24 protein-coding genes and 1 tRNA gene are annotated in these 23,005 nt (G+C 63.2%); 14 read left to right on the forward strand and 11 right to left on the reverse strand.

The annotated features are described in order from the left end of the window. Positions 1-203 precede the first annotated feature (203 nt). From NKJ76_RS12070 to NKJ76_RS12085, 4 genes are all read left to right on the forward strand, one after another. Positions 204-2,063 (forward strand): ABC transporter ATP-binding protein, encoded by a 1,860-nt coding sequence (locus NKJ76_RS12070; protein WP_352537501.1) that lies wholly within the window; start codon positions 204-206, stop codon positions 2,061-2,063. Further along, entirely contained in the window at positions 2,060-2,881 is an 822-nt protein-coding gene (dapB, locus tag NKJ76_RS12075) for a 4-hydroxy-tetrahydrodipicolinate reductase (RefSeq protein WP_023726737.1), read from the forward strand. Before NKJ76_RS12070 ends, dapB begins: the two co-directional genes overlap by 4 nt. 27 nt (positions 2,882-2,908) lie before the next feature. Beyond that, the gene (locus tag NKJ76_RS12080) at positions 2,909-3,529 is read left to right on the forward strand and encodes a 2,3-bisphosphoglycerate-dependent phosphoglycerate mutase (RefSeq protein ID WP_023672068.1); all 621 of its coding nucleotides are present in this window, start codon (positions 2,909-2,911) and stop codon (positions 3,527-3,529) included. Between the two features lie 299 nt (positions 3,530-3,828). Beyond that, positions 3,829-3,913 (forward strand) — tRNA-Leu (locus tag NKJ76_RS12085). A gap of 101 nt (positions 3,914-4,014) precedes the next feature. Here the strand turns inward: NKJ76_RS12085 and NKJ76_RS12090 are convergent. The 3 genes from NKJ76_RS12090 to NKJ76_RS12100 form a co-directional block, all read right to left on the reverse strand. Continuing rightward, the gene (locus NKJ76_RS12090; protein ID WP_023672069.1) at positions 4,015-4,359 is read right to left on the reverse strand and encodes a low affinity iron permease family protein; all 345 of its coding nucleotides are present in this window, start codon (positions 4,357-4,359) and stop codon (positions 4,015-4,017) included. A gap of 198 nt (positions 4,360-4,557) precedes the next feature. Continuing rightward, positions 4,558-4,866 (reverse strand): DUF1236 domain-containing protein, encoded by a 309-nt coding sequence (locus NKJ76_RS12095; protein ID WP_352537502.1) that lies wholly within the window; start codon positions 4,864-4,866, stop codon positions 4,558-4,560. A gap of 47 nt (positions 4,867-4,913) precedes the next feature. Continuing rightward, on the reverse strand, positions 4,914-5,144 hold the full coding sequence (locus NKJ76_RS12100) for a hypothetical protein (RefSeq protein ID WP_033001362.1): 231 nt from the start codon (positions 5,142-5,144) through the stop codon (positions 4,914-4,916). Between the two features lie 206 nt (positions 5,145-5,350). On the opposite strand from NKJ76_RS12100, the gene NKJ76_RS12105 reads away from it, so the two are divergent. Then, positions 5,351-5,650, forward strand: a complete 300-nt coding sequence (locus tag NKJ76_RS12105) for a DUF1236 domain-containing protein (protein WP_352537503.1) — start codon at positions 5,351-5,353, stop codon at positions 5,648-5,650. A gap of 74 nt (positions 5,651-5,724) precedes the next feature. Then, entirely contained in the window at positions 5,725-5,931 is a 207-nt protein-coding gene (locus NKJ76_RS12110) for a hypothetical protein (protein WP_023681214.1), read from the forward strand. Positions 5,932-6,101: 170 nt separating this feature from the next. Here NKJ76_RS12110 and NKJ76_RS12115 read toward each other — a convergent pair whose 3' ends face one another. Beyond that, on the reverse strand, positions 6,102-6,362 hold the full coding sequence (locus NKJ76_RS12115; protein ID WP_352537504.1) for a hypothetical protein: 261 nt from the start codon (positions 6,360-6,362) through the stop codon (positions 6,102-6,104). 512 nt (positions 6,363-6,874) lie between these two features. On the opposite strand from NKJ76_RS12115, the gene NKJ76_RS12120 reads away from it, so the two are divergent. The 3 genes from NKJ76_RS12120 (at position 6,875) to NKJ76_RS12130 (ending at position 12,226) form a co-directional block, all read left to right on the forward strand. Then, positions 6,875-10,018 (forward strand): amino acid permease, encoded by a 3,144-nt coding sequence (locus NKJ76_RS12120; RefSeq protein ID WP_352537505.1) that lies wholly within the window; start codon positions 6,875-6,877, stop codon positions 10,016-10,018. Positions 10,019-10,253: 235 nt separating this feature from the next. Then, positions 10,254-11,921, forward strand: coding sequence for an FAD-dependent oxidoreductase (locus NKJ76_RS12125; RefSeq protein ID WP_352537506.1), 1,668 nt, complete (start codon positions 10,254-10,256; stop codon positions 11,919-11,921). Beyond that, positions 11,921-12,226, forward strand: coding sequence for a UBP-type zinc finger domain-containing protein (locus NKJ76_RS12130; RefSeq protein WP_023672079.1), 306 nt, complete (start codon positions 11,921-11,923; stop codon positions 12,224-12,226). Before NKJ76_RS12125 ends, NKJ76_RS12130 begins: the two co-directional genes overlap by 1 nt. 29 nt (positions 12,227-12,255) lie before the next feature. Here NKJ76_RS12130 and NKJ76_RS12135 read toward each other — a convergent pair whose 3' ends face one another. The 6 genes from NKJ76_RS12135 to NKJ76_RS12160 all read right to left on the reverse strand — a co-directional run bounded on the left by NKJ76_RS12135 (position 12,256) and on the right by NKJ76_RS12160 (position 17,844). Continuing rightward, positions 12,256-12,447, reverse strand: a complete 192-nt coding sequence (locus NKJ76_RS12135; RefSeq protein ID WP_196814107.1) for a hypothetical protein — start codon at positions 12,445-12,447, stop codon at positions 12,256-12,258. A 131-nt stretch (positions 12,448-12,578) separates the two neighbouring features. Then, the gene (locus tag NKJ76_RS12140) at positions 12,579-13,760 is read right to left on the reverse strand and encodes a trans-sulfuration enzyme family protein (protein ID WP_023706950.1); all 1,182 of its coding nucleotides are present in this window, start codon (positions 13,758-13,760) and stop codon (positions 12,579-12,581) included. Beyond that, entirely contained in the window at positions 13,757-15,190 is a 1,434-nt protein-coding gene (locus NKJ76_RS12145; protein WP_352537507.1) for a pyridoxal-phosphate dependent enzyme, read from the reverse strand. Before NKJ76_RS12145 ends, NKJ76_RS12140 begins: the two co-directional genes overlap by 4 nt. 226 nt (positions 15,191-15,416) lie before the next feature. Continuing rightward, the gene (locus tag NKJ76_RS12150) at positions 15,417-16,784 is read right to left on the reverse strand and encodes an FAD/NAD(P)-binding protein (RefSeq protein ID WP_352537508.1); all 1,368 of its coding nucleotides are present in this window, start codon (positions 16,782-16,784) and stop codon (positions 15,417-15,419) included. Between the two features lie 16 nt (positions 16,785-16,800). Further along, complete coding sequence (locus tag NKJ76_RS12155; RefSeq protein WP_352537509.1) at positions 16,801-17,271, reverse strand: RrF2 family transcriptional regulator; 471 nt, start codon at positions 17,269-17,271, stop codon at positions 16,801-16,803. A 294-nt stretch (positions 17,272-17,565) separates the two neighbouring features. Then, entirely contained in the window at positions 17,566-17,844 is a 279-nt protein-coding gene (locus NKJ76_RS12160; protein WP_352537510.1) for a hypothetical protein, read from the reverse strand. Between the two features lie 232 nt (positions 17,845-18,076). Between NKJ76_RS12160 and tauA the strand changes: the two genes are divergently transcribed. The 4 genes from tauA (at position 18,077) to NKJ76_RS12180 (ending at position 21,163) form a co-directional block, all read left to right on the forward strand. Continuing rightward, positions 18,077-19,090 (forward strand): taurine ABC transporter substrate-binding protein, encoded by a 1,014-nt coding sequence (gene tauA / locus NKJ76_RS12165; protein WP_023692932.1) that lies wholly within the window; start codon positions 18,077-18,079, stop codon positions 19,088-19,090. A 161-nt stretch (positions 19,091-19,251) separates the two neighbouring features. Further along, positions 19,252-20,043, forward strand: a complete 792-nt coding sequence (locus NKJ76_RS12170; protein WP_352537511.1) for a taurine ABC transporter ATP-binding protein — start codon at positions 19,252-19,254, stop codon at positions 20,041-20,043. Then, entirely contained in the window at positions 20,040-20,900 is an 861-nt protein-coding gene (locus NKJ76_RS12175; protein WP_023702434.1) for an ABC transporter permease subunit, read from the forward strand. The genes NKJ76_RS12170 and NKJ76_RS12175 overlap by 4 nt, the downstream gene beginning before the upstream one ends. 80 nt (positions 20,901-20,980) lie before the next feature. Further along, positions 20,981-21,163, forward strand: a complete 183-nt coding sequence (locus tag NKJ76_RS12180) for a hypothetical protein (RefSeq protein ID WP_023672089.1) — start codon at positions 20,981-20,983, stop codon at positions 21,161-21,163. Positions 21,164-21,299: 136 nt separating this feature from the next. On the opposite strand, the gene NKJ76_RS12185 is transcribed toward NKJ76_RS12180, so the two are convergent. Further along, a complete protein-coding gene (locus tag NKJ76_RS12185) occupies positions 21,300-21,587 on the reverse strand; it encodes a GIY-YIG nuclease family protein (protein WP_023710330.1) in 288 nt (95 codons plus the stop codon). A 283-nt stretch (positions 21,588-21,870) separates the two neighbouring features. On the opposite strand from NKJ76_RS12185, the gene NKJ76_RS12190 reads away from it, so the two are divergent. Continuing rightward, positions 21,871-22,824, forward strand: coding sequence for a sulfonate ABC transporter substrate-binding protein (locus NKJ76_RS12190; RefSeq protein WP_352537512.1), 954 nt, complete (start codon positions 21,871-21,873; stop codon positions 22,822-22,824). Positions 22,825-23,005 lie beyond the last annotated feature (181 nt).

The raw sequence follows: 23,005 nt of genomic DNA on the forward strand, positions 1-23,005 counted from the left end.
GTTTCGCCATAGGCAAGCCGTAGCCGGGGCGCTAAGAGGGGGCCGAATTCCAGCTTGGCATCCCTAGAGCCGGATGATTTCAGATCGAATCGACCTGAAATCTGAATCCGGCTCTAAATCAAAGAGATAGAGCATGATGTCGTCCGAAAACCGCTTCACACTTTTCGGCATCATGCTCTAGCAAACCACGAAGCGCCCGCGATTTGACCGCTCAAAGTCCACTCAAACTGAAAGTCCAGCCAGCTGAGGTCACTGCGGTGCTGCGCCGCATCCTGGCCGAAAACGGTAGTGAATATCGCTGGACCTATGTCGTTGCCGTCGGCTGCCTGCTGATTGTTTCCGCCACCACCGCCTTCACGGCGTGGATCATGGCCCCGATGATCAACGAGATCTTCTACGAACGACGCGGCGACATGATCGTCTGGATCTGCGCCGGGTTCATGGCCGCCTCCGTGCTGCGCGGCTTCGCCGGTTACGGCCAGGCGGTCGCGTTGGCCAAGATCGGCAACAATCTGGTCGCCCGCTACCAGAAGCGCAGCTTCGACCATCTGATGAAGCTCGGCGTCGACTTCTTCAACGATACGCGTTCCGGTCGGCTGGCGGCACAGGTCAACGAGAATGTCGGCGGCGTTCGCGATCTGCTGTCGCTGACGCTGACCTCCATCAGCCGCGACGCGGTCTCGCTGATCGCCCTCGTCGGCGTCATGATCTACCAGGATCCGGTGTTGTCGCTCAGCTCGCTGCTGATCGGGCCGCCGCTGATCTGGGCCGTCGTCTACATCACCCGCCGATTGCGGCGCATCAACCGGGAATCGGTGCTGATCAACTCGCGGCTGAACGGGTCCGTGCAGGAGGCCACCCAAGGCATTGCCATCGTCAAGGCCTTCACCCTGGAAGCCGAGCTGGCGCGCCGGATCGGCATCATGGCCGATACGGCCGAGCAGCGTAACAACAAGATCGCCCGGGTCGCGGAGCGGCTGTCGCCGATTTCCGAGATTTTGGGCGGTCTCGCCATTACCTCCGTCCTTGCCTATTCCGGCTACCGGGCGCTGGTGCTCGGACAACCACCAGGCGCTGTGTTTTCCTTCATCACCGCGCTGATCATGGCCTACGACCCCGCACGGCGCCTGGCTCGTACGCAGGTTGGTATGGAACGTGCCCTGGTCAACGCCCGGATGATTTACGAGCTGCTCGACCTGGAGCCTAAACAGGGCGATGCGCCCGACGCGGTCGAAGCCAGGATCACCACCGGCGAGGTTCGCTTCGACAATGTGACGTTCGGCTACAGCGCCGGCATGCCGGTGATCAGGAACCTGAGTTTCACCGCCGCGGCCGGCAAGGTTACGGCGGTGGTCGGGGCCTCGGGTGCCGGCAAGACGACGCTCGTGGCGCTGCTGCAGCGCTTCTACGATGTCGACAAGGGTTCGATCGAGATCGATGGCCAGGACATTTCCAAAGTCACCAAGCACTCGCTGCGCGGCTCGATCGCCTATGTCTCGCAGGCGCCCTATCTGTTCGAAGGCAGCATACGCGACAACATCCGTTTTGGCCGACTTTCGGCGACCGACGCCGAGATCGAGCGGGCGGCGGTGCTGGCGGCGGCCGACGAGTTCATCCGTCAGCAGCCGCAGGGCTACGACACGCCCGTCGGCGAGGGCGGCTCGACACTTTCCGGCGGCCAGCGCCAGCGCGTCTCGATTGCGCGGGCGATCGTGCGCAACGCGCCGATCCTTTTGCTCGACGAAGCGACCTCGGCGCTCGACAACGAGGCCGAGGCGCGCGTCCAGGAGGCGCTGACCCATGTGATGGAAGGGCGCACCACCATCGTGATAGCGCATCGCCTGTCGACGGTCGTCAACGCCGACCACATTATCGTGCTTGAAGAGGGGCGCCTGGTCGAGGAAGGCACCCATGCCGCACTGATGGCCGATCCAAACAGTGTCTACGCCCGCTTCCACCGCATTCAAGGCAAGAACGGACTGGGGCTTGTCGACGACTCGAAGCCCGTCCAAACTCCGGTCCGGCCCAGCCGCGCCAAGAAGGCGGTGGGGAGAACAGCATGAGCGAATCCAGCGAAATGGGCCTGGTGGTGGTGGGGGCGGCCGGCCGCATGGGCCAGACGCTGATCCGCGCCATCCATTCGATCCCCGGCGCCCGCGTCGTCGGCGCGGTCGAACGAACCGGATCGCCCTATCTCGGCAGGGATGCGGGCGAGCTTGCCGGCATCGGCATCATCAATGTGACGATCGGCGACGATCCGCTGCCGGTGTTCGCCAAGGCCGACGGCGTGCTCGATTTCACCATGCCGGCAGCCACCGTCGAATTCGCAGGCTATGCCGCGCAGGCACGCATTGCCCATGTCATCGGCACCACCGGCTGCTCGGCGGAAGACGACGCCAGGATCGAGGCCGCGGCGCGCCACGCGACGATCGTCAAATCCGGCAATATGAGCCTCGGCGTCAATCTTCTGGCGGTGCTGGTCGAGCAGGCCGCGCGCGCGCTCGGTCCAGAGGATTTCGACATCGAGATCCTCGAAATGCATCACAAGCACAAGGTCGACGCGCCCTCGGGCACCGCCTTGCTGCTCGGCGAAGCGGCGGCGGCGGGACGCGGCATTTCCCTTGCCGGCAACGATGTGCGGTCACGCGACGGCCATACCGGCGTGCGCAAGCCAGGAACGATCGGCTTTGCCAGCTTGCGCGGTGGCTCGGTGGTCGGCGACCACAGCGTCATCCTGGCCGGGACCGGCGAGCGCATCACGCTGTCGCACCATGCCGAGGACCGCGCCATCTTTGCCCGCGGCGCGGTCAAGGCCGCGCTCTGGGCGCGCGGTAAAAAGCCCGGACTTTATTCCATGCGGGACGTGCTCGGCTTGAGCTAAACTATCCATAATTTTGAAGGAGCAAACATGTCGGGAACTCTCGTGCTCGTGCGCCACGGCCAGAGCGAATGGAACCTGAAGAACCTGTTCACCGGCTGGCGCGATGTCGACCTTACCGAGCAGGGCCACAAGGAGGCCAAGGAAGCCGGCCAGAAGCTCAAGGCACGCGGCTTGAAATTCGACATTGCCTTCACCTCGGCACTGATCCGGGCGCAGAAGACCTGCCAGCACATTCTCGACGCGGTCGGCCAGAGCGATTTGAAGACGATCCGCGACCAGGCGCTGAACGAGCGCGACTACGGCGACCTCTCCGGTCTCAACAAGGACGACGCGCGCCAGAAGTGGGGCGAAGAGCAGGTGCACATCTGGCGCCGCTCCTACGACGTGCCGCCGCCCGGCGGCGAAAGCCTGAAGGACACCGGCGCCCGCGTCTGGCCCTATTACCTGCACGACATGCAGTCGCATGTGCTGAAGGGTGGCACCGTGCTGGTCGCCGCGCATGGCAATTCGCTGCGCGCACTGATCATGGCGCTGGACGGCAAGAGCGGCGAGGAGATCGTCAAGCTCGAGCTCGGCACCGGCGTGCCGGTGATCTACAAGCTCAACGCCGATTCCACTGTGGCGTCGAAGGACGTGCTGGAGGGGTGAGGTTTTCGGCCAGCGCATTCGCCAAGTCGGCGCTGCCCCTCATTGCCCTGCCGGGCAGTTCTCCCGGTATAGTGACGGGGAGAAAGGGCTGGCCGCAGCCTCGGCGCTCTTCTTGTGACGCAGGTGACCGGCGAAAATCATCGATGAGAGCGCCCCTCTCCCCGTCACTGTACGGGGAGAGGATGCCGGCAGGCAGGTGAGGGGCGGCGCTGACCCCCGGGAAACTAAGCCGGCAGGCAGAGGCCCTCGAAAAAGCGCGTTGACACATATCGTTTGCCCGCTTACATGAGCCCGCACCAGCCCAGATGGCGGAATTGGTAGACGCGCACGGTTCAGGTCCGTGTTCCGCAAGGAGTGGAGGTTCGAGTCCTCTTCTGGGCACCAAATTCCCGTTTCGGATAAGTCCGAAATGATTTAGACGCGAAGCAAAAAAGCCCGGTTCCCGGGCTTTTTTGCTGATGGATGACAGATAGTCCAGCGGAGGGTCAATGCGGCGGGCGAACCGCTTTCATTGCTTCTTCTTCGAGTGTCTGGAGCTTCTCCCGAATCTCCTCCGGCTCGGCATGCTCCAAGCCGACGACATCGTTTCTGGTCTCATTCAGCGAAACGATAATCTCATCAAGCTTGGCGTGAATGGCGGCCGTGTCGCGGTAACCCTGGATCAGCACAACGCCGGTGATCACGATGGCCGCTACCGACAATGCGTAGGTGACCACATTGGTCAGGCCGAATGGCACCAACGCAGTACAGAGCAGCATGGCTACAAGAAGGACATAGAAGCCCGGTGGCCGGGATAGAAAGTCGCCCATCACAAACAGGAAGCGATTCATATCCAGGCCGCGGTCAAAAATGCCACGAGTGCGGTGACGGCTACGCAAATTGGAATTGCCGCGAGTAAGGCAGCTTCCAGGACCCAAGTTTCCTTGTCGCTAAACATCAGACATCCTCCCGTTGAGAAAAGGCTGCCCGTAGACTTTCACAGGGCAGCCACAGCCCGCCGCTCCAGACCGGAGCGGCGGGCTCGCGCGTTATTCGATGATCTGCACGACCTTGCGCGTGTCGGGATCGACGAGAACCGCATGATCTCCGACAACCGTATACTTGTAGCGGACATCCGGAACGTCGATTGCGTGGAGCTCGACAGTGTCTGGAAGTGCCGTGCCGACATTGAGTTCGACGCCGAGCAAACTGACTGAGGCCAGCTTCTGCTTATGGATATATTCGCGAATGACCGTCTGTTGTTCGGGCTTGAGAACAACAACATCCTCGGCAAACGAGGTGCCGATGCCCGCCATAAGGACGAGGGCGCCGGCGGCGCTGACGAAATATCTGGTCATGGGAATTTCCTTTCATAGGTCAGTTTGAAGGCGTGGATACGACCAGATCAGCCGCCACTCGCAGGGGCTGGGGCAGGTGCCGCAGGCTTTGCGGGTGCAGCCGGAGCTTCCACCTTTGGCGCTTCAACCTTGACGTTGATATCCTTGCCGCCGTCGCCGCGGATATTGATGACGCCGGTAAAAATAAGCAACACTACGACCGCAATAAGTGCAAGAACAACAGCAATCGCCGTGCCGCCGCCACCCCCAGAATTAACAACAGTTGGGCCGTCGGCCATGTGTTCCTCTCCTGTTTTATTTAGTTGCATTTGGGAAACGCCTGCCCCGCTTGAACGTTCCGCCTCGGGACTTGGGTCTTAGCTGATATCCGACTTTGGTCTGGTTCGCGGCGGACTGAAGTCACAGGAACAATCTGGCTGATCTCAAGTTCGGTCCCTCGGCGAACAGGCGTGGTGCCGTCGCCGGATTACGCGAGGAGAAAACCATGAAAATCCACTTTGCAAGTGCCGCTGCAGGCTTGTTGCTTTTGGCTGGGGTCGGCGCCGCCGCAGCTCAGGATGTCGTCATCACACCGGAGCAGGATACGGTCGTCCGCGAATATGTGAAAAAGCAGCCGCTGGCTTCGGTGAAGATCCCGGGCGTGGAGCTGAACGTCGGCAGTGCCTTGCCTGATATGGTCGAGCTGCACGAAGTTCCCAACGTCAAATACCGCTATGTCGTGGTCGACAACCGCACCGTCCTGGTCGACCCCGGCACCCGGAAAATTGTGAAGGTCTACGACTGATCGAATAGCTGCCGCCCGCCGCCGACCATGGCGGCGGGCAGCGGATTTCACATTGCGCTCCAGGATGATCGAAAATGATCGATGACGTCGAGACATCGCCAGCCCTCGATACCCGCTTGGGTTCTCTCAGGGCGAGAATGCGCGATGCGCGCATAACAGAGGCCGACATGAAGACCTTTCAGAAAGTCGCATCCATCATGGTTGGCGGCAGTGGCCGCATCAGCGGCGATGACCTGATTGCAGCGTCGTTCGTCCTCGAGGACCAGCCGGAAGGCTTGTGAGGCGGAGTACTCACGTGTGCAGGCTCCCGCAACGCTGATCCCAAGTGTTCTGGTGCTGAACACATTCCTGCTGCGGGCCGGCGTCGAAGGCGTGCCCGCTGGCGAGGTCGCGTCGCGCTCAAGCATCGTCCAGAACACCATGTCGCCGCATGTGAAGATACCCGGCCATGCTAGCCGAAGCCGGCGCCGTAGAAAATCAGCGCGGCCGGCAGAACCGGCAGGCCGGTCCAGAGCGTCGCCACGCCTATGGTCACAAATGTCACCGAGGCCAGTTTGGTCCAGATCCGATGATGGTAGCGAGCGATCGCCATATCGACCGTACGGGCGCCGGCCTGGGAAGGACCCACCAGCGCGCCAAGGCCGACCGCCGCGCCCAGCGTGGTCGGCGCGCTGTTTACCCTGCAACGCGGGGCTATGCGGCGTGCTCGCACAAGTTAGCTCCAGCTTGAGGCACGGCGTGAAGTCTCGGTCCTTGCCCCCCACGATGGCGAGTTACGAAGTCAAAAGCGGTCAATGTGCTTAGCGATCTACAGTCGACTTCAGCCGCCGTTTCGAATGATGGCGCTCCGCAATCACGAGATTTGTCGATAATAAGCGATATTAGGCTGTATTCGCGACTATTCGATCGCTCTTCCATAGTGGGCGATTAGATAAAATTGGAAATGATATCCCGGATCGGAGGAGATCGAGCCATTCGGACCGGCATCAGCATGATTGAACCGCAGCCACCGGAAGTTGACAGTGATCATCAGCGGGATCGGATTTGGTACGAAGTCTTAATACGTCTCACCTAAGTTCCAACTTTGACTTCGGGAGCGCGACGTTCGACAGAAATATCTCCGCAGGTTACATTCGCCAGTCAGACAGCGCTCCGCACTCGAATGGATGTCTCTGAATGCCGGGCCTCACGCCTTCACGACCGCACCCGAGAACCTTGGGATGGATGGGCACGACAGCGCTCGCCATGGGTGGCAGCAATCAAAGCCTGTTTCTGATTGCCGCCCTTTTTGTCGGTCAGGGGAATATTCCCGGTCAAGGAAGCGCTGCGGTTCCTTTGCTCGTTGTTGGTCTGCTTCTAAGCTGGGCCGCCGCGCCTGCGTGGACCGAATTGGTTCTCATGTGGCCAAACCGCGTCGGCGGTATCTCTGCAGCGTGCGCCGAAGCCTTCCGACCTTACAGTCCCGTTCTCTCGGCTCTGACGGGCACCTGCTATTGGTGGGGTTGGGTGCCGACCTGCGGACTGACAGCGGTTCTTTCAGCGTCTGCAATCCAGCAATGGTACCTGCCGGGCCTCCCCGTGGAGGCGGTCGCCTGCGGGCTCATCGCATTCTTTACGGCGGTCAACCTGTGTGGAATCAAGTGGGTGGTCCAACTGGCGATCCCGATCGCCACGGCCTCCGCGACGCTTGCGTTTCTCTCATCCCTCGTACCGGTCATCAGTGGCTCGGTCGACTGGCGGCAGGCGACGGATTTTGCCCTGACCAGCCCGTTTACCGGCCTGTTCGGCGACATCACGTCGGTGATGGCGGGACTGTATCTGATCGGGTTTGCCGCACCGGCATTTGAGGCTGCAGCCTGCCATGTTGGCGAAACCATCGATCCCAACCGCAACATTCCTCTGGCGATGTGGGCCAGCGCCGCAATGGCGGGCGTCTATTTCCTGGTCCTGCCGGTTGTCTGGCTGGGTGTGCTCGGGCCGGAGCCGCTCGGCACCGACCTCGCCATAGCTCTCGGGCCCACCTTTGCGCCCTTGTTGGGGAGTTTCGGCAAGGCGGCCGCCATCTGGCTCATCATGCTGAACATGTTCCATGGAACGTTGCAGCCATTGGCAGGCGCCGCGCGGACCCTTGCGCAGCTGAGCGAAGACGGCCTGCTGCCGAGCTTCCTGGCCAGGCGCACCTCAACAGATTGTCCCTGGGCGGCAACGCTGCTCACAGCTGCCGCGGCTATCGGCTTCATGCTGTGCGGTTATCCGCTCTGGATGATCGCCGCGGCCAATTTTACGTACCTGATCAGCATCTGCATGCCAAACATCGCAGTCTGGCTCTTGCGCCGTGATAGTCCCGAAGCCGAGCGACCCTTCCGGGCTCCCAGGGGAACGATCATCCTTGGCGTAGGCGCGGCTGCAATATGGCTGTTGACCGCCATACTGGGATTTCAGCAATTTGGCCTTCCTACCGTCCTGTTCGGTCTGGCTTTGGCATATTCGGGTGCTGCGCTCTACGCCTGGCGCGCTATGGAGGATCGATACGCACTCGGTCTACCCTTGCTGCCACATACGCTTCACCTGAAGCTTACCGGAGCCATGCTTTTTGTGCTCGTGCTTGACGGTGCCGGCTATTTCCTGGCGATCGGCAGCGTTCCCCAAGGCGACACTTCATTGGTCGCCGCGCTGGAGGACATTTTTGTCGTTGTCGCGCTGCTGACCATCAGCGTTGGCCTGATCTTGCCGGGAATGATCACCCATTCGGCGACCGAGGTGAGCAACGCGGCAAAGCGTCTGACATCCGGAACGCTGAAGGATTTCTCTCTTGCCATGGTCGCCCTGGGGCGGGGAGACCTCGCTGCGGCGCATGCCTCCGTGAATATCATGCCGGTTACGGTAAACTCTCGTGACGAACTTGGAGAGATGGCCGAAAGCTTCAACCTGCTCCAGGACAAGGTGAGGGAAGCCGCCCACGGCCTGGACGACGCGCGCGAGAACATGAACGTAGCGCGCACCGAACTGATGGCACGGCACGAGGAAATCGCGCATCTCGCGCACCACGATCCGCTTACCGGCCTGGCGAACCGAGCCGCGCTTGCAGCACACCTGGCCACGACGCTCGAGCGTGCAAAAGCAACGCACGCCAGTTTTGCCGTCTTCAGCATCGACCTTGACCATTTTAAAGAGGCGAACGACGTTTTCGGGCACGCCGCCGGCGACGATCTGCTTTGCACCATCTCCCGGCGTCTCCAAACCGCGGCGCCTGAGGCCTTTATCGCGCGCATGGGCGGCGACGAGTTCACGGTTGTCCTGGCCATGGATGACCGGTCCGCGAGTGCCAAGGATGTTGCGGACCGTCTGTTCGAATCGGCGGCAGGCAAATTCGAAATCCGGGGCCAGCACATTTCGATCGGGGTGAGCATCGGCGCGGCGATCTATCCGAAAGACGGAGAGAATGCCGCGGCGCTGATGGCAAATGCCGACGCAGCGCTCTACCGCGCCAAGGCGGACGGTCGTCGGATGGTGCAATTCTTCGATCCTGAGATGGATAAGCGGCTAAGAGAGCGCTACGCCTTGCAGCGAGATTTGCGCTCTGCGGTCGCCCATGGCGAACTTGTGCTTCATTATCAGCCGCAAGCCAGGATGGACGGCGAAATCTTCGGTTTCGAGGCACTCGCCCGATGGCACCATCCAAAGCATGGGCTCATCTCGCCAAACGCGTTTGTCTCGCTTGCCGAACAGGATGGCACGATCGTTGAGATAGGTGAATGGACGCTCAGGCAGGCGTGCAGAGACGCGGCCTCCTGGCCCTCACCGCTGCAGATCGCCGTCAACCTCTCTCCCGTGCAATTCCGTTTCGGCGACCTGGTAGGCCTCGTTCATTCTATCCTCTACGAGACCGGCCTTGCTCCGGGGCGGCTGGAACTGGAAATCACGGAAGGGGTTCTCATCCGCGACCGGGCAACCGCCTTGTCGGTTTTGCGGAGGTTGAAGGCGTTGGGCGTCAGGGTCTCGATGGATGATTTTGGCACGGGGTATGCCTCGCTGTCCTCGTTGCAGGCGTTTCCATTCGACAAGATCAAGATCGATCGCAGTTTTGTTTCGGGTGTCGGTTCGAATGTCCAATCGGCGGCCATCGTGCGCACGATACTCAGCCTGGGGAATGCGCTGGCCTTGCCTGTCATCGCGGAGGGTGTCGAAACAGAGGACGAGCGTGCCTTCCTGATGAAGGAAGGATGTCCCGAAATCCAAGGATATCTGGTGGGGCGCCCGCATCCGATAGCGCTCTACAAAGATGTGACGAATGGGATTTCGCCAGGATCTGCCTTCGGGGAGCCCAAGGATACAACCGCACCTCAGGCGCTTGGCGTAACGCGATAGCCCGGCGCCGACCGTCGGCGCGCTGCTCTTGCAGCATACTGGTGAGCGAGGACTGCTGGCGGTACTGCTCGGGCTCGCCCTTATAAAGGTCGCACTTGTCGGCGCACTGTTTGCCTTGCAGCGCGGGGCCATGTGAGGCATCCGCACGAGTTGGCGCGGGAACCAACCTGCCCTCCCGGCCAGGCGCTTAACAAACCACTTCAAACCCGGCCGTCTCGGCGCTACGCTCGCACCTATGGCCCCACCCACCCAGCCGATCACCGTCACCCGCCGCGACCAGATGTTTCCCATCCTGGGCGACGCCGATATCGAGCGCATGCGCCGGTTCGGCGAGGCGAGTTCCTATGCCGCCGGCGAGCATATCGTCACCGCCGGCACCGTGGCGCCGGGGCTGATCGTCATCCTGTCGGGCACGGTCGATATCACCCAGGATGTCAGGCCCGGCCGGCGCGAGACCATCGTCACTCATGGTCCCGGCAATTTCATCGGCGAGCTGGCGCAGCTTTCCAGCCGGCCGTCGCTGGTCAATGCGGAGGCGGCCGAGCCGGTCGAGGCCTTCGTCATCCCCTCGCAGCGGCTGCGCGACCTGATGGTGCAGGAGGCAAGCCTTGGCGAGCGGATCATGCGGGCGCTGATCCTGCGCCGCGTCGGGCTTCTGGAAAGCGGCTCGAGCGGGCCGGTCGTCATCGGCCCGGCCGGCAATGGCGACACGCTGCGGCTGCAGGGATTTCTGCGCCGCAGCGGCCAGCCGCACCGCGCGCTCGATTCCGACAGCGACCCGTGCGCCAAGACGCTGATTGAGCATTTTCATGTTGACCCGCACCATCTGCCGATCGTGCTCTGCCCCAACGGCAAGCTGATGCACAATCCCGGCGAAACCGAACTTGCCCGCTGCATCGGCCTGCTGCGGCCGATCGATCCCAACATGGTCTATGACGTCGCCATTGTCGGCGCCGGACCGGCGGGGCTGGCGGCCGCGGTCTATGCGGCATCCGAAGGGCTGTCGACCATCGTGCTCGATTGCCGCGCCTTCGGCGGCCAGGCCGGCGCCTCCGCGCGCATCGAGAACTATCTGGGTTTCCCCACCGGCATTTCCGGCATGGCGCTGATGGCGCGCGCCTACAACCAGGCGCAGAAATTCGGCGTCGAAATACTCATCCCCGACGAGGCCAAGCTGCTCGGTGCAGCAGGCGAGGGCTACACGCTCGCCGTCGGCGACGGTGAAAGCCTGCGCGCGCGCACGGTGGTGATCGCCAGCGGCGCCCGCTACCGCCGCCTCGACGTCGCCAAGCTGGCCGAGTTCGAGGGCACGTCGGTGCATTACTGGGCCTCGCCGATCGAAGCGCGGCTATGCACAGGGCAAGAAGTGGCGCTGGTCGGCGCCGGCAATTCGGCGGGGCAGGCGGCGGTCTATCTCGCCAGCCAGGTGCGCAAGGTGACGATGCTGGCGCGCCGCGGCGGCCTCAGGGAAACCATGTCGCGCTATCTGGTCGAGCGTATCGAGGCGCAACCCAACATCGAGGTGCTTGGCGAGACCGAGATCGAGGCGCTGGAAGGCGAAGGCGGCAATCTCACCCGGTTGCGTTGGCGCAACCCCGGCGGCGTCGAGACGCGGCCGATCCAGCATCTCTTCCTGTTCATCGGCGCCGACCCCAACACCGATTGGCTGGCTGGGTGCGATATCGCGCTCGACGCCAGGGGCTTCGTGCGCACCGGCGCCGACATAGGGGCGGGCCAGATGGAGACCAGCCGCAGCGGCGTGTTCGCCATCGGCGACGTGCGCTCCGGCTCGGTCAAGCGGGTCGCCGCCGCCGTCGGCGAAGGCGCCCAGGTGGTGGCTGCCTTGCACGCGTATCTCGCGCGACCCAACGCAGCAGCGCCCGAACTGGCCAGGAGAGCATAATGGATGAATGCAAACACACGCGCGACATCAAGACGGTGACGCCGAGCGCGCTCGGCTGCGAGGAGTGCCTGAAGAGCGGCTCCATGTGGGTGCATCTCAGGCTGTGCCGCACCTGCGGCCATGTCGGCTGCTGCGACGACTCGCCCAACCGCCACGCCACCAAGCATTTCCACGCCACAAAGCACCCGATCATCGAAGGCTACGACCCGCCGGAAGGCTGGGCATGGTGCTTTGTCGACGAGGCGTTCATCGACCTGGAAGGCGACGTGACGCCTCAGAACGGCCCGATCCCGAAGTTTTTCTGAGGCGGCCGACTGTCGGCCGACCGCTGCGCCTATTTCACCGAGCCAGTAACCGTGCGGTCTATGGCATTGGGATTGTGGTCGTTGCCGGCAAGTGCGGCAATGATCAGAAGACTGGCGACGACCGGGACGAACAGGATGGCCACGCGGGCCTGCACATAAAAAATGGCGCGCCATTCGCTGCGCTTTTCCGGGTTGTTGTCCATCACACTCACTCTCGCCATGCCTCCCCAGGCGGGACATAGCGGCGAAGGGTTAAGCAAAGGCTGCTGAATGTGTTAACGCGCGGCGGATTGGGATTTAATCTCGACGGTCAGCGCCGCCCCTCATTGTCATCGGTACGCATCCGGTACGCCTACCCCCGCAGCGCCTGGTCCAGGTCGGCGATCAGATCATCGCCATCCTCTATCCCCGCCGACAACCGCACCAGCGAATCCGAAATGCCGATTTCCGCGCGCTTTTCCGCCGGGATCGAGCCGTGCGTCATCAGCGCCGGGTGTTCGATCAGGCTTTCGACGCCGCCGAGGCTTTCAGCCAGCGTGAACAGTTGCGTCCGTTCGAGGAAGCGTTTGGTGCCGGCGAGGTCGCGGTCGAGGTCGACCGAGATCATGCCGCCGAAGGCATGCATCTGCTGGACGGCGATGGCGTGCTGCGGATGGCTGGCCAGGCCGGGATAGACGACGCGGCGCACATCTTTTCGCGCCTCCAGCCACTGCGCAATCTTCAGGCCGTTCGTGGAATGCCGCTCCATCCTGAGCGCCAGTGTCTTGATGCCGCGCAGCGCGAGAAAACTGTCGAAGGGACCGGAGATGGCGCCGATGGCGTTCTGCAGGAATTTCAGCTGGGCCGCCAAATCCTTGTTGTCGCCGACGATGGCGACGCCGCCGACCATGTCGGAATGGCCGTTGAGATATTTCGTCGTCGAATGGACGACGATGTCGATGCCGAGTTCAAGCGGCCGCTGGATGTAGGGGCTGCAGAACGTGTTGTCGGCGACCGTCAAAACCCCTTTGCGCCTGGCGAGTGCCGCAACGCCTTCGAGGTCGACGATACGCAGCAGCGGATTGGTCGGAGTTTCGACCCAGAGCAGTTTTGTCTCCGGGCGAATCGCTGCTTCCACCGCCGCCAGATCGGTGAAGTCCACAAAACTCACCTGCAGATTGGCCGAGCGCTTGCGCACCCGCTCCATCAGCCGGAACGAGCCGCCATAGATGTCGTCGGTTGCAACGATATGGGCGCCGCTGTCGAGCAGCTCGAGCACGGTCGAGATCGCCGCCAGGCCGGAAGCAAAGGCAAAGGCGGCCGAGCCGCTTTCGAGATCGGCCACCGCGCGCTCGAAGGCAAAGCGGGTCGGGTTTTGGCTGCGGGCGTACTCAAACCCCTTGTGCACGCCGGGCGACTGCTGGCCATAGGTCGAGGTCGCGTAGATCGGCACCATCACCGCGCCGGTCAGCGGGTCATGGCTCTGGCCGCCATGGATGGTGCGCGTGGAAAAAGCCAGGCGGTTCTTGCCCGATGGGGATGTTTCAGCAGTCATCGTGCGCGCCTCAAATGGTTGATCAGGTCGATACGGGTTATCAGGCCGACGAACTCGTCGCCATCGAAGATGATGGCGACCTCGTTGCGGTCGAACACCGGCAGCAGCGCATCCAGCGTCTGGCTGGCCTGCAGCGTGTGCAGATTGGAGGTCATGGCGGTGCGCACCGGAGCGTTGAAGCGGTCCCAGCGGCCGTCATAGGGGCCGTCGACCTTGGCCAATATATCGCCCTCATCGATAATGCCGACCAGCTTGCCATTGTCCAGCACCGGCAGCTGCGAGACATCGGAGCGGCGCATGCGGCCATAGGCGTTGAGCAGGCTTTCGTCGGGGCCGACATAAACGGTGTCGCCGGTGCGGTGCGAGCGCATGACGAGGTCGCGCAGATCGCCATGCTGTTCCTGTTCGGCCAGCCCCTGCTCGGCCAGCCAGAAATCGTCGAATACCTTGGACAGATATTTGTTGCCGCTGTCGCAGACGAAGGTGACGACGCGTTTTGCTGTCGTCTGCTCGCGGCAATAGCGAAGCGCGGCCGACAGCAGCGTGCCGGAAGACGAGCCGGCGAGAATGCCTTCCTTCGAAAGCAGGTCCCGCACGGCCAGCATGCTCTGCTTGTCTGGGATGGAATAGGCTTTCCTGACCAGCGACAGATCGGCATTGGGCGGCACGAAATCCTCGCCGATGCCTTCGACGGTCCAGCTGCCGGCCTCTTCCATCTTGCCGGTCTTGATCAGCGGCGCCAGCACCGATCCGACGGGATCGGCCAGCACCATTTCGGTTTTCGGCGATGTTCTGGCGAAATAGCGGCCAAGCCCGGTCAGCGTGCCGCCGGAGCCGACGCCGACGACCACGGCGTCGAGGTCGCCGTCGAGCTGGGCAAGGATTTCCGGTCCGGTGGTGGTCTCATGCGCCTCAGGGTTGGCCGGGTTGGCGAACTGGTTGGCGTAGAAGGCGCCGGGCGTTTCCGATGCGATCTTCTCGGCCATGTCCTGGTAATATTCGGCATGGCCCTTGCCGACATCGGAGCGGGTCATGCGCACTTCGGCGCCGAGCGCGCGCAGATGCTGGATCTTTTCGCGCGACATCTTGTCGGGCACGACGAGGATGATGCGGTAGCCCTTGGGGATGCCGACCTGGGCGAGGCCGAGACCGGTATTCCCGGCGGTCGCCTCGACGATGGTGCCGCCGCGCTTCAGCTTGCCTTCCTTCTCGGCCGCGGCAATCATCGACAGCGCAATGCGGTCCTTGATCGAGCCACCGGGATTCTGGCTTTCAAGCTTGATGAACAGCCGGCACTTGCCGGTGTCGAATTTGGTCAGTTCGACCACCGGCGTCTGGCCGATGAGGTCGAGCACCGAGGCGTATGGCGGACGCAGGCGCAATAACGTGCCGTCCGAACTGCCTGGCGCAGCTTTTCCGTGCTCGCTCATGTCGATGTGCTCCCTTGAACAAGCGACCGCCTCGGGGGCAGAGCGGCAGCGTAGCTTCTTTTCCGGCCGTTTGCAGTCGGAAAGAAGGTAGATCGTGCCAATCAACCGGCGAGAGGGGGAATGGAATTCCAGTTTGAGGCGGGCTTTGGACTCAAGCCCAACACCCTCCGTAGCGATCCTTCCACTCCCCTCTGAGGGGCGTGCTATCCCGCCGACGTCAACAGCTTTACCCCAGCAGCTGCTTGCTCAGCCGCGCACACTGGACTCGGATATCGGGGATGGCGTCGATCTCGAAGAAGGTGCCGCGGGTCAGCGGCCCGACGGCGAGGATCTTGGCCGATGCGGTGCCGTCGCCGGCGATGATTTCGCATTTGGCTGTGACATCGAGACCAAGCCGCAGCGGGTCGGGCCGCGCCAGGCCGCGGTCGACCAGCGAGCGCACGACGCTGTTCGACGTCGTCGAGATATCGCGGGCGATGCCGGTGCAATCATAGATGCGCGCGACCAGCAGCGTTTCCAGCGCCTTTGTGTGGCGGGACTGGATGCCGACGGTGAATCCATCGCCGGCCTCGATGCCGACGACACGGCCGGCGACCGGGCGGATGCGGCCGGTGCGCACCGCTTCGGTGACGCGGGCATGCACCTCGGGCGCCAGCCGATGGCGATGGATGTCCCACCAGGCCTTGGTGTGCTCGACGAAGCGGCGTTTGGCCGAGGACGGCCAGTTCTGCCAGATCTTCTGATTGAAGGGTCGCAGCCCATCGACGACGTCGCGCCAGTCGATGCCGGCCTTCTGGTTTTCGCGGATCAGATCGCGGAACCACCCGACGAAATAGGAGAGCTGCGTGCCGAGCGGAATGTCGGCGACGTCGAGCTTGATCGGGTTGCCCTTGCGGTGCGGCGACGGCAGCAGCCCGCGCCGCGATACGGCGACGATCTCGCCGCGATGGCCGCGCTGCTCGAGCGACAGGAAGGCATCGACCATGCTGAGCCCGGTGCCCAGCACCAGCACGCGGGCTTCAGGATCGAGCGCGGTGTCGGCCTCGGTGCCCATGCGGATGGCGTGGCCCTGGCCGGCGCCGGGCTGCTCGTCGTGGCCGGTGGCAAGCACCGCCAGATGCGCGACGACGCTGGTGCCGTTGGCCAGCACAACTTCGACGCCGGACGATGTCGGCGAGATCGACAGGCTTTCCTCGCGAATCAGCCTGAGACGGCCGGTTTCCTTTTCGCGCGCTTCGAGCTCGTCGAGCACTTCCTTGAGGTAGCGGGCATAGACGCTGCGCGGCGCATAGAAGGGTGTCTGCGGCGTCTGTTCCTGGCTTATCAGGCCGCGCCCCTGCAACCAGCGCCAGAAATTCAGGGGATCGTCGGCATAGGCGCTCATCCCCGCGGCGCTGACATTCAGCACGTGCGCAGACAGCAGCGTCGAATAGGCGATGCCCTGGCCGAAATGCGGACGCTTCTCGATCAGCGTGACGCGCAGGTCCGGGTTGGGCGACTTCAGCAGATGGGCGGCCAGCACCACGCCACTGGCGCCGCCGCCGACGATGATGATCGAGCTGGGGATGATCGAATTGGCGCGCGCGACGCTCATGCGAGCACGCTCAGGATCAGGCGGGGACCTTTTGCGCCGGCGCAAGCTCGTCCCTTGCGACCGGAAGGTCGTCGAGGACGATGTCGCGCATCTCGGCCAGCGTGCGCTGGTCGAGCACCTGGGCGATCGCCTGCCGGACCTCGAGCATCAGATGTCGGACTTGGCATGTCGCCTCATTGCAGTCTTCACAGCGCTGATACTGGGTGCGGCTGGCGCAGGGGATGGGCGCCAGCGGTCCGTCGAGGACGCGCACGACATGGCCGACCTTGATCTCGTCGGCCGGGCGCGCCAGGCGATAGCCGCCATCCTTGCCCTTGCGGCTCTGGACGAAACCGGCATTGCGCAATTCGCCCAGAATGGCGTCGAGGAATTTCTTCGGGATGTTGTTGCCGCTGGCGATGTCGCCGACGAAGGCGAGCTGTCCCACCGGCAGATGCGCCAGATGGACCAGCGCCTTGAGGCCGTACTTGCCTTTTTTGGTGAGCATAGACCGAATGTTTCTCTGTCAGGCGATGGCCCAAACCATCGGTTGCGAAACGCCTGACGTGCCTCCCCGCCGCGTGCAAGCTGCTTCGACACATAAATTCTACTGACATGATATACAAGCCGAGAAACCTTGATTTTGCTTCGTTTTCACGCCGCAGGGGCCACTTTGGCAAGGCTTTGTGCCGTTACGGTCACAGCCAGCCGCGAGCGATTGCGGCGATGAACGGCGGCTCCTGCTCCCAATGTCGATAAGATTACTATACTTGCCCTCGAGCACGCGGAACGTGTTTTCAAATCAACCGTCTTTTACAGCATGGATTTGCGCCATTTGGGGCTTTTCCGGGAATTTTGGGTCGCAGCCCGCGGATCGGCGAAACATGACTCCCGACAACTCGGGCGCTGCCCTTCGCCCGATATCAGGACGCCGCCTTGTCTGTGACCGGGCGGCCTTGGCGGCCACCGGCACGCCGCTTGACCGCAGCATCCAGCGGTGGCCGTCGCTGCGGAAGTCGGTGAGGCTCAACGGCTCGACATCGATCCTGCGGCAGGCCGCAAGCGGCGCGCCGAGCACCAAATCAGGCCTCTTCCGTAGCGAGGGTTGGCAGGACCACCAACTCTTCAGCACCTTTGGGGCGCCATTTGCGTTTGCGCACGGTTCGACACGGGCCGGTCACCGCGCCCGCATCAGCCGTTGCTTTTTTTCTAAAAAGTGCTTTTTCCTTGGAACGATTTAACTCTACAAGAATGATAGAATTAGCTGACTATGAACAGGCATCCGGTTTTTCTCATTTTTCATGGAGCCTTTCATGTCCAGCATTTCGCGACGCATTGTCCTCCTGTCGTCGGCAGCTTTGGCGGGTGCGGCCTTCCTCGGCCCGGCCCAGGCGCAGGACCTCAACATCACCATCGGCTACCAGACGGTGGTCGAACCTTCCAAAGTAGCGCAGGCCGACGGCGCCTATGAAAAGGCGACCAAGGCCACGATCGACTGGCGCAAATTCGATTCCGGCGCCGATGTCATCGCCGCCGTCGCATCCGGTTCGGTCGATATCGGCTATGTCGGCTCGAGTCCGCTGGCCGCGGCCGCCAGCCGCGAACTGCCGATCCAGACCATCTTTGTCGTCGGCCTGATCGGCCAGTCCGAAGCGCTGGTCGCCCGCAACGGATCCGGCATCGAGAAGATCGCCGACCTCGCCGGCAAGAAGGTGGCGGTGCCGTTCGTGTCGACCACGCATTACAGCCTGCTTGCGGCGCTGAAGCACGACAACGTCGACCCGAAGTCGGTCGAAATCCTCAATCTCAGGCCACCGGAAATAGCCGCCGCGTTCGCTCGCGGCGACATAGACGCGGCCTATGTCTGGGATCCGGCGCTCGGCCAGATCAAGACGACAGGCAAGGTGGTGCTGGATTCCTCGCAGGTTGCCGCCTGGGGCGCGCCGACCTTCGACGCCTGGATCGTGCGCACCGACTTCGCCGAAAAGAACCCGGACGCCGTGCGCGATTTCGTCAAGGTGACCGGCGAATCCTATGCCCAGTTCCTGGCCAAGCCCGAGGCATGGTCGGTTTCGTCGCCGGAAGCGGCCAAGATCGCCAAGATCACCGGCGCCAAACTGGAAGAGGTGCCGCAGCTCCTCAAGGGTTACGTCTTCCCGACATTGGAAGAGCAGGCTTCCGACAAATTCCTCGGCGGCGGCACGGTCAAGGCGATCGAGGCAGCTTCGGCCTTCCTCAAGGAGCAGGGCAAGATCGACGCCGTGCTGCCCGACTATTCGAAATACGTGTCGTCGAAATACGTGACCGAGGCTCTGGCCTCGAACTGATCTTCAGTTTTACGCAATTCCGGACGGAAAACCGCTTCACACTTTTCCTGGAATTGCTCTGAACACGCGCGGTTTCCTCTTCCCTGACGCCGCGTGCTGCCTGTCCCGGATCCGCTTAACCAGGGCCGGGGCAGGCTGATTTTCTTCCGGAGCCCCTTTTCATGCCGCATCTCGTACTCGACCCGCATCTCGTACTCGACAAGGTCTCGGTTCACTATGACGGCCAGGCAGCGCCGGCGGTCGACCGAGTTTCCATCGATGTCGCCAAGGGTGATTTCGTCGTGCTGGTCGGCCGCTCCGGCTGCGGCAAGACCTCGCTGCTCAATGTCGCCGCCGGCCTGGTCGACCCCGCGCGCGGGGTCGCCACGATCGGCGGCAGGCCGATCACCGGCCCAGGCTCCGACCGGGCGGTCGTGTTCCAGAACGATGCGCTGTTTCCCTGGCTGACGGCTCGTGAAAACGTCGCCTTTGCGCTCAGGCTGCGCGGCGTGCCGCAAGCCGAGCGGGTGCGCCGCGCCGACCAGTTGCTGGCGCTGGTCAAGCTCGACAGCGTCGGCGACAAACGCATCTGGGAATTGTCCGGCGGCATGCGCCAGCGCGTCGGCCTCGCCCGTGCGCTTGCCGCCGAACCGGAATTCTTGCTGCTCGACGAACCGCTCGGCGCGCTCGATGCGCTGACGCGCGAGCGCATGCAGACGACGCTGCTCGACCTGTGGACCGCAAGCCGGGTTGGCGTGCTGATGGTCACGCATGGCATCGAGGAGGCGCTGGTGCTGGCCACAAGCATCGTCGTGCTCGCGCCGGGACCTGGCCATGTGGTGCGGACATTCGAAACCGGCTTCAGCCGGCGCTATGCCGCAGGCGAGCCGATCCGCGCCATCAAGGCCGATCCAGCCTTTGCCGCGGCGCGCGGCGAGCTGACCGATGCGATCTTCGAAGGAGAGGCGGCATGAGCGTAACCTCCTACAGCGAGCGGCCGGCCACCGGGACCGGCGAGGCCGATGCCATTTCGGTGCCGTGGTCGCGGCCGGTGCGGAAGCGGCGCGGGGTTTCCTCGCGGGCGATCAGCGCCGTCACCATCCTGGCCGTGCTGGCGGCATGGGCGCTGTCTGCGCGCCTGCAACTGGTGTCGCCGGTGTTCCTGCCGTCGCCTGCCGCCGTGTGGACCAAGTTCATCGTGGTGATCAAGGACGGCTTCGTCGACGCGACTTTGCTCCAGCACATCGTCGCCAGCCTCGGCCGCGTGTTCGCGGCGCTGGTCGCGGCCATCATCGTCGGCGTGCCCGTCGGTCTCGCCATAGGCATCAGCACCATTGGGCGCGGCATCTTCGATCCGCTGCTCGAATTTTTGCGGCCGATCCCGCCGCTCGCCTATCTGCCGCTGGTCATCATCTGGTTCGGCATCGGCGAGCCGTCAAAGATCCTGGTGATCGCAATCGCCATGCTGGCGCCGGTGGCGCTGTCGACGGCCTCGGGCGTGCGCGGTGTCTCAAAGGAGCGCATCGATGCGGCCCGTTCGCTTGGTGCGACGCAGCGCCAAGTGGTGCGCCATGTCATCCTGCCCAGCGCGCTGCCGTCGATCCTCACCGGCCTGCGCATCGCGCTCGGCGCCGGCTGGTCGACGCTGGTTGCAGCCGAGCTGGTGGCGGCAACGCGCGGCCTCGGCTTCATGATCCAGTCGGCCGCCCAGTTCCTGGTCACCGATGTCGTGGTGATGGGAATAGTGGTGATCGCGACAATAGCCTTCGTGCTGGAATTCATTATCCGCCGAATCGAGCGTCAGCTGGTTCCGTGGGCGGGAAAGGAATGACAACAAGTTCTGCCGGTTTGACCGGCTGCTTCCCTTCGCAGCACGGCGACCGCCGACCCCGGAACAGAAGGAGTGATGTCATGACCCAGTCCACCGCGGTGCTGTTCGCCCATCTCGGCAACTGGCTGCTCGCCTGGCGGGAGAACTCGTCGTCGCAGCCGCAGCCGAAATCGCCGGCCCCCGTGCAACTCGACGCCGAACGCGACCGCCTGCCGCCGCGCGACGAGGGATTTTACTGGGCCTGGCAGTATTGGTCGCAGTGAGGTGATGGTGATTAGCGCCAGCCTTCGCGATTTCGTCATCCTAGGGCGAAGCAAGGAGCGAAGCGACGCGGCGCAGACCCTAGGATCCATGCCGAGACGCTGATGCTACGCTCCAGGGGAGCAACAAACCGGGCGCCTACCACCCGGTTCCGCGAAACAGCTCAAACCACTCCGGATTGGCCTTCTCTATCAGTTCGATCTTCCACTGTCTCGGCCATCGCTTCAGCGACTTCTCGCGTTGAATGGCATCGGTGATGTCGAAGAATTCCTCATACCAGACCAGCCGTTGAACACCGTAGCGGCTGGTGAAGCCTGCGCCCTGGCCGGATTTGTGTTCAGGCATGCGGCGGGCGAGATCGTTGGTGACGCCGATGTAGATCGTGCCGCGTTTTTGGCTTGCAGTCATGTAGACGTAGCCGGTCATGGTTTCAGGGTATCGAGCCTCGGTTCGCGCACAAGCGACATTCTGATCCGTTTCACTCTACGCCAAACGTCACGGCATGGATCCTAGGGTCTGCGCCGCGTCGCTTCGCTCCTTGCTTCGCCCTAGGATGACGAGCGCTGGGTTCTGAAGAAAATATTTCCACGTCAAGCAGCCAACTCGCAAAATCGTTTCTCTACTAAATTTATAGACCTACCTAGCCTTGTCTCTCATCCACGGCAGGGAGCCCTTCCCGGCGCCGGTTCGCAGCGAAGGAAGACGGATCATGTTCAGCCTGACCAGACGCGTTTTCGGCATCGGCCTGTTGGCGGCGGGCATTGCTGCCTCGCTCAGTGCCTCGGCGCAGGAGTTGAAGCAGCTCAACATCGGCTATCAGAAGACCGGCCTGCCGGTCATCGCCCGGCAGCAGCAGGTGATCGAGAAGGCGCTGAGCGACAAGGGTGTCGCGGTGAAATGGGTCGAATTCACCGCCGGCCCGCCGCTGGTCGAGGCGCTCAATGTCGGCGCCATCGATGTCGGCTGGACCGGCGACGCACCGCCAATCTTCGGCCAGTCGGCCGGCGCCAACATCGTCTATGCGGCGGCACTGCCGGCCAATGGCGACGGCGAAGCGATCTTCGTCAAGCCGGCATCGCCGATCCAGTCGCTCGCCGACCTCAAGGGAAAGCGCATCGGCGTCGGCAAAGGCACCAGCGCGCACAATCTGCTGGTCGCGGCACTCGAAAAAGCAAACATCCCCTTCGACCAGATCACCCCGGTCTATCTCAGCCCGGCCGATGCTGCGGCGGCTTTCGCCAGCGACCAGATCGATGCCTGGGCGGTCTGGGATCCGTTCTACGCCATCGCCGAGACACGCTACCAGCCGCGCGTGCTGGCGCGCTCCAGCGAGGTGCTGAAGGTGAACACCTATTTCCTCGCCAACAAGGATTTCGCCAAGGCGCATCCGGAGACGATCGCCACGACGATATCGGCGCTCGGCGTGGCGGCGAAATGGGCGGACGCGAACCGCGACAAGGTTGCCGCGGCGCTGCATGAGGTGACCGGCGTGCCGCTCGATGCACAGACGATCGCGGCCAACCGCACCAAATTCGGCATCTTCCCGATCACCGACGAGATCATCGCCGGCCAGCAGGCGACAGCCGATCGCTTCTACAAGCTCAAGCTGATCCCGAACGCGGTGCGCATCTCCGACGCCGTGTGGACCGCACCGGGCAATTGAACTTTCTTGTGTGGCGGGGGGGGGGGGAAGCCCCCCCCCCCCCCCCCCCCCCCCCCCCCCCCCCCCCCACCCCCCCCCCCCCCCCCCCCCCCCCCCCCCCCCGCCCCCCGCCGCCCCCCCCCCCCCCTCCCTCTCTCGGCGGCCGGCCCCCCCCCCCCCCCCCCCCCCCCCCCCCCCACAC

This window comes from Mesorhizobium sp. M0029, from assembly GCF_040323735.1.
Classification (GTDB): domain Bacteria; phylum Pseudomonadota; class Alphaproteobacteria; order Rhizobiales; family Rhizobiaceae; genus Mesorhizobium.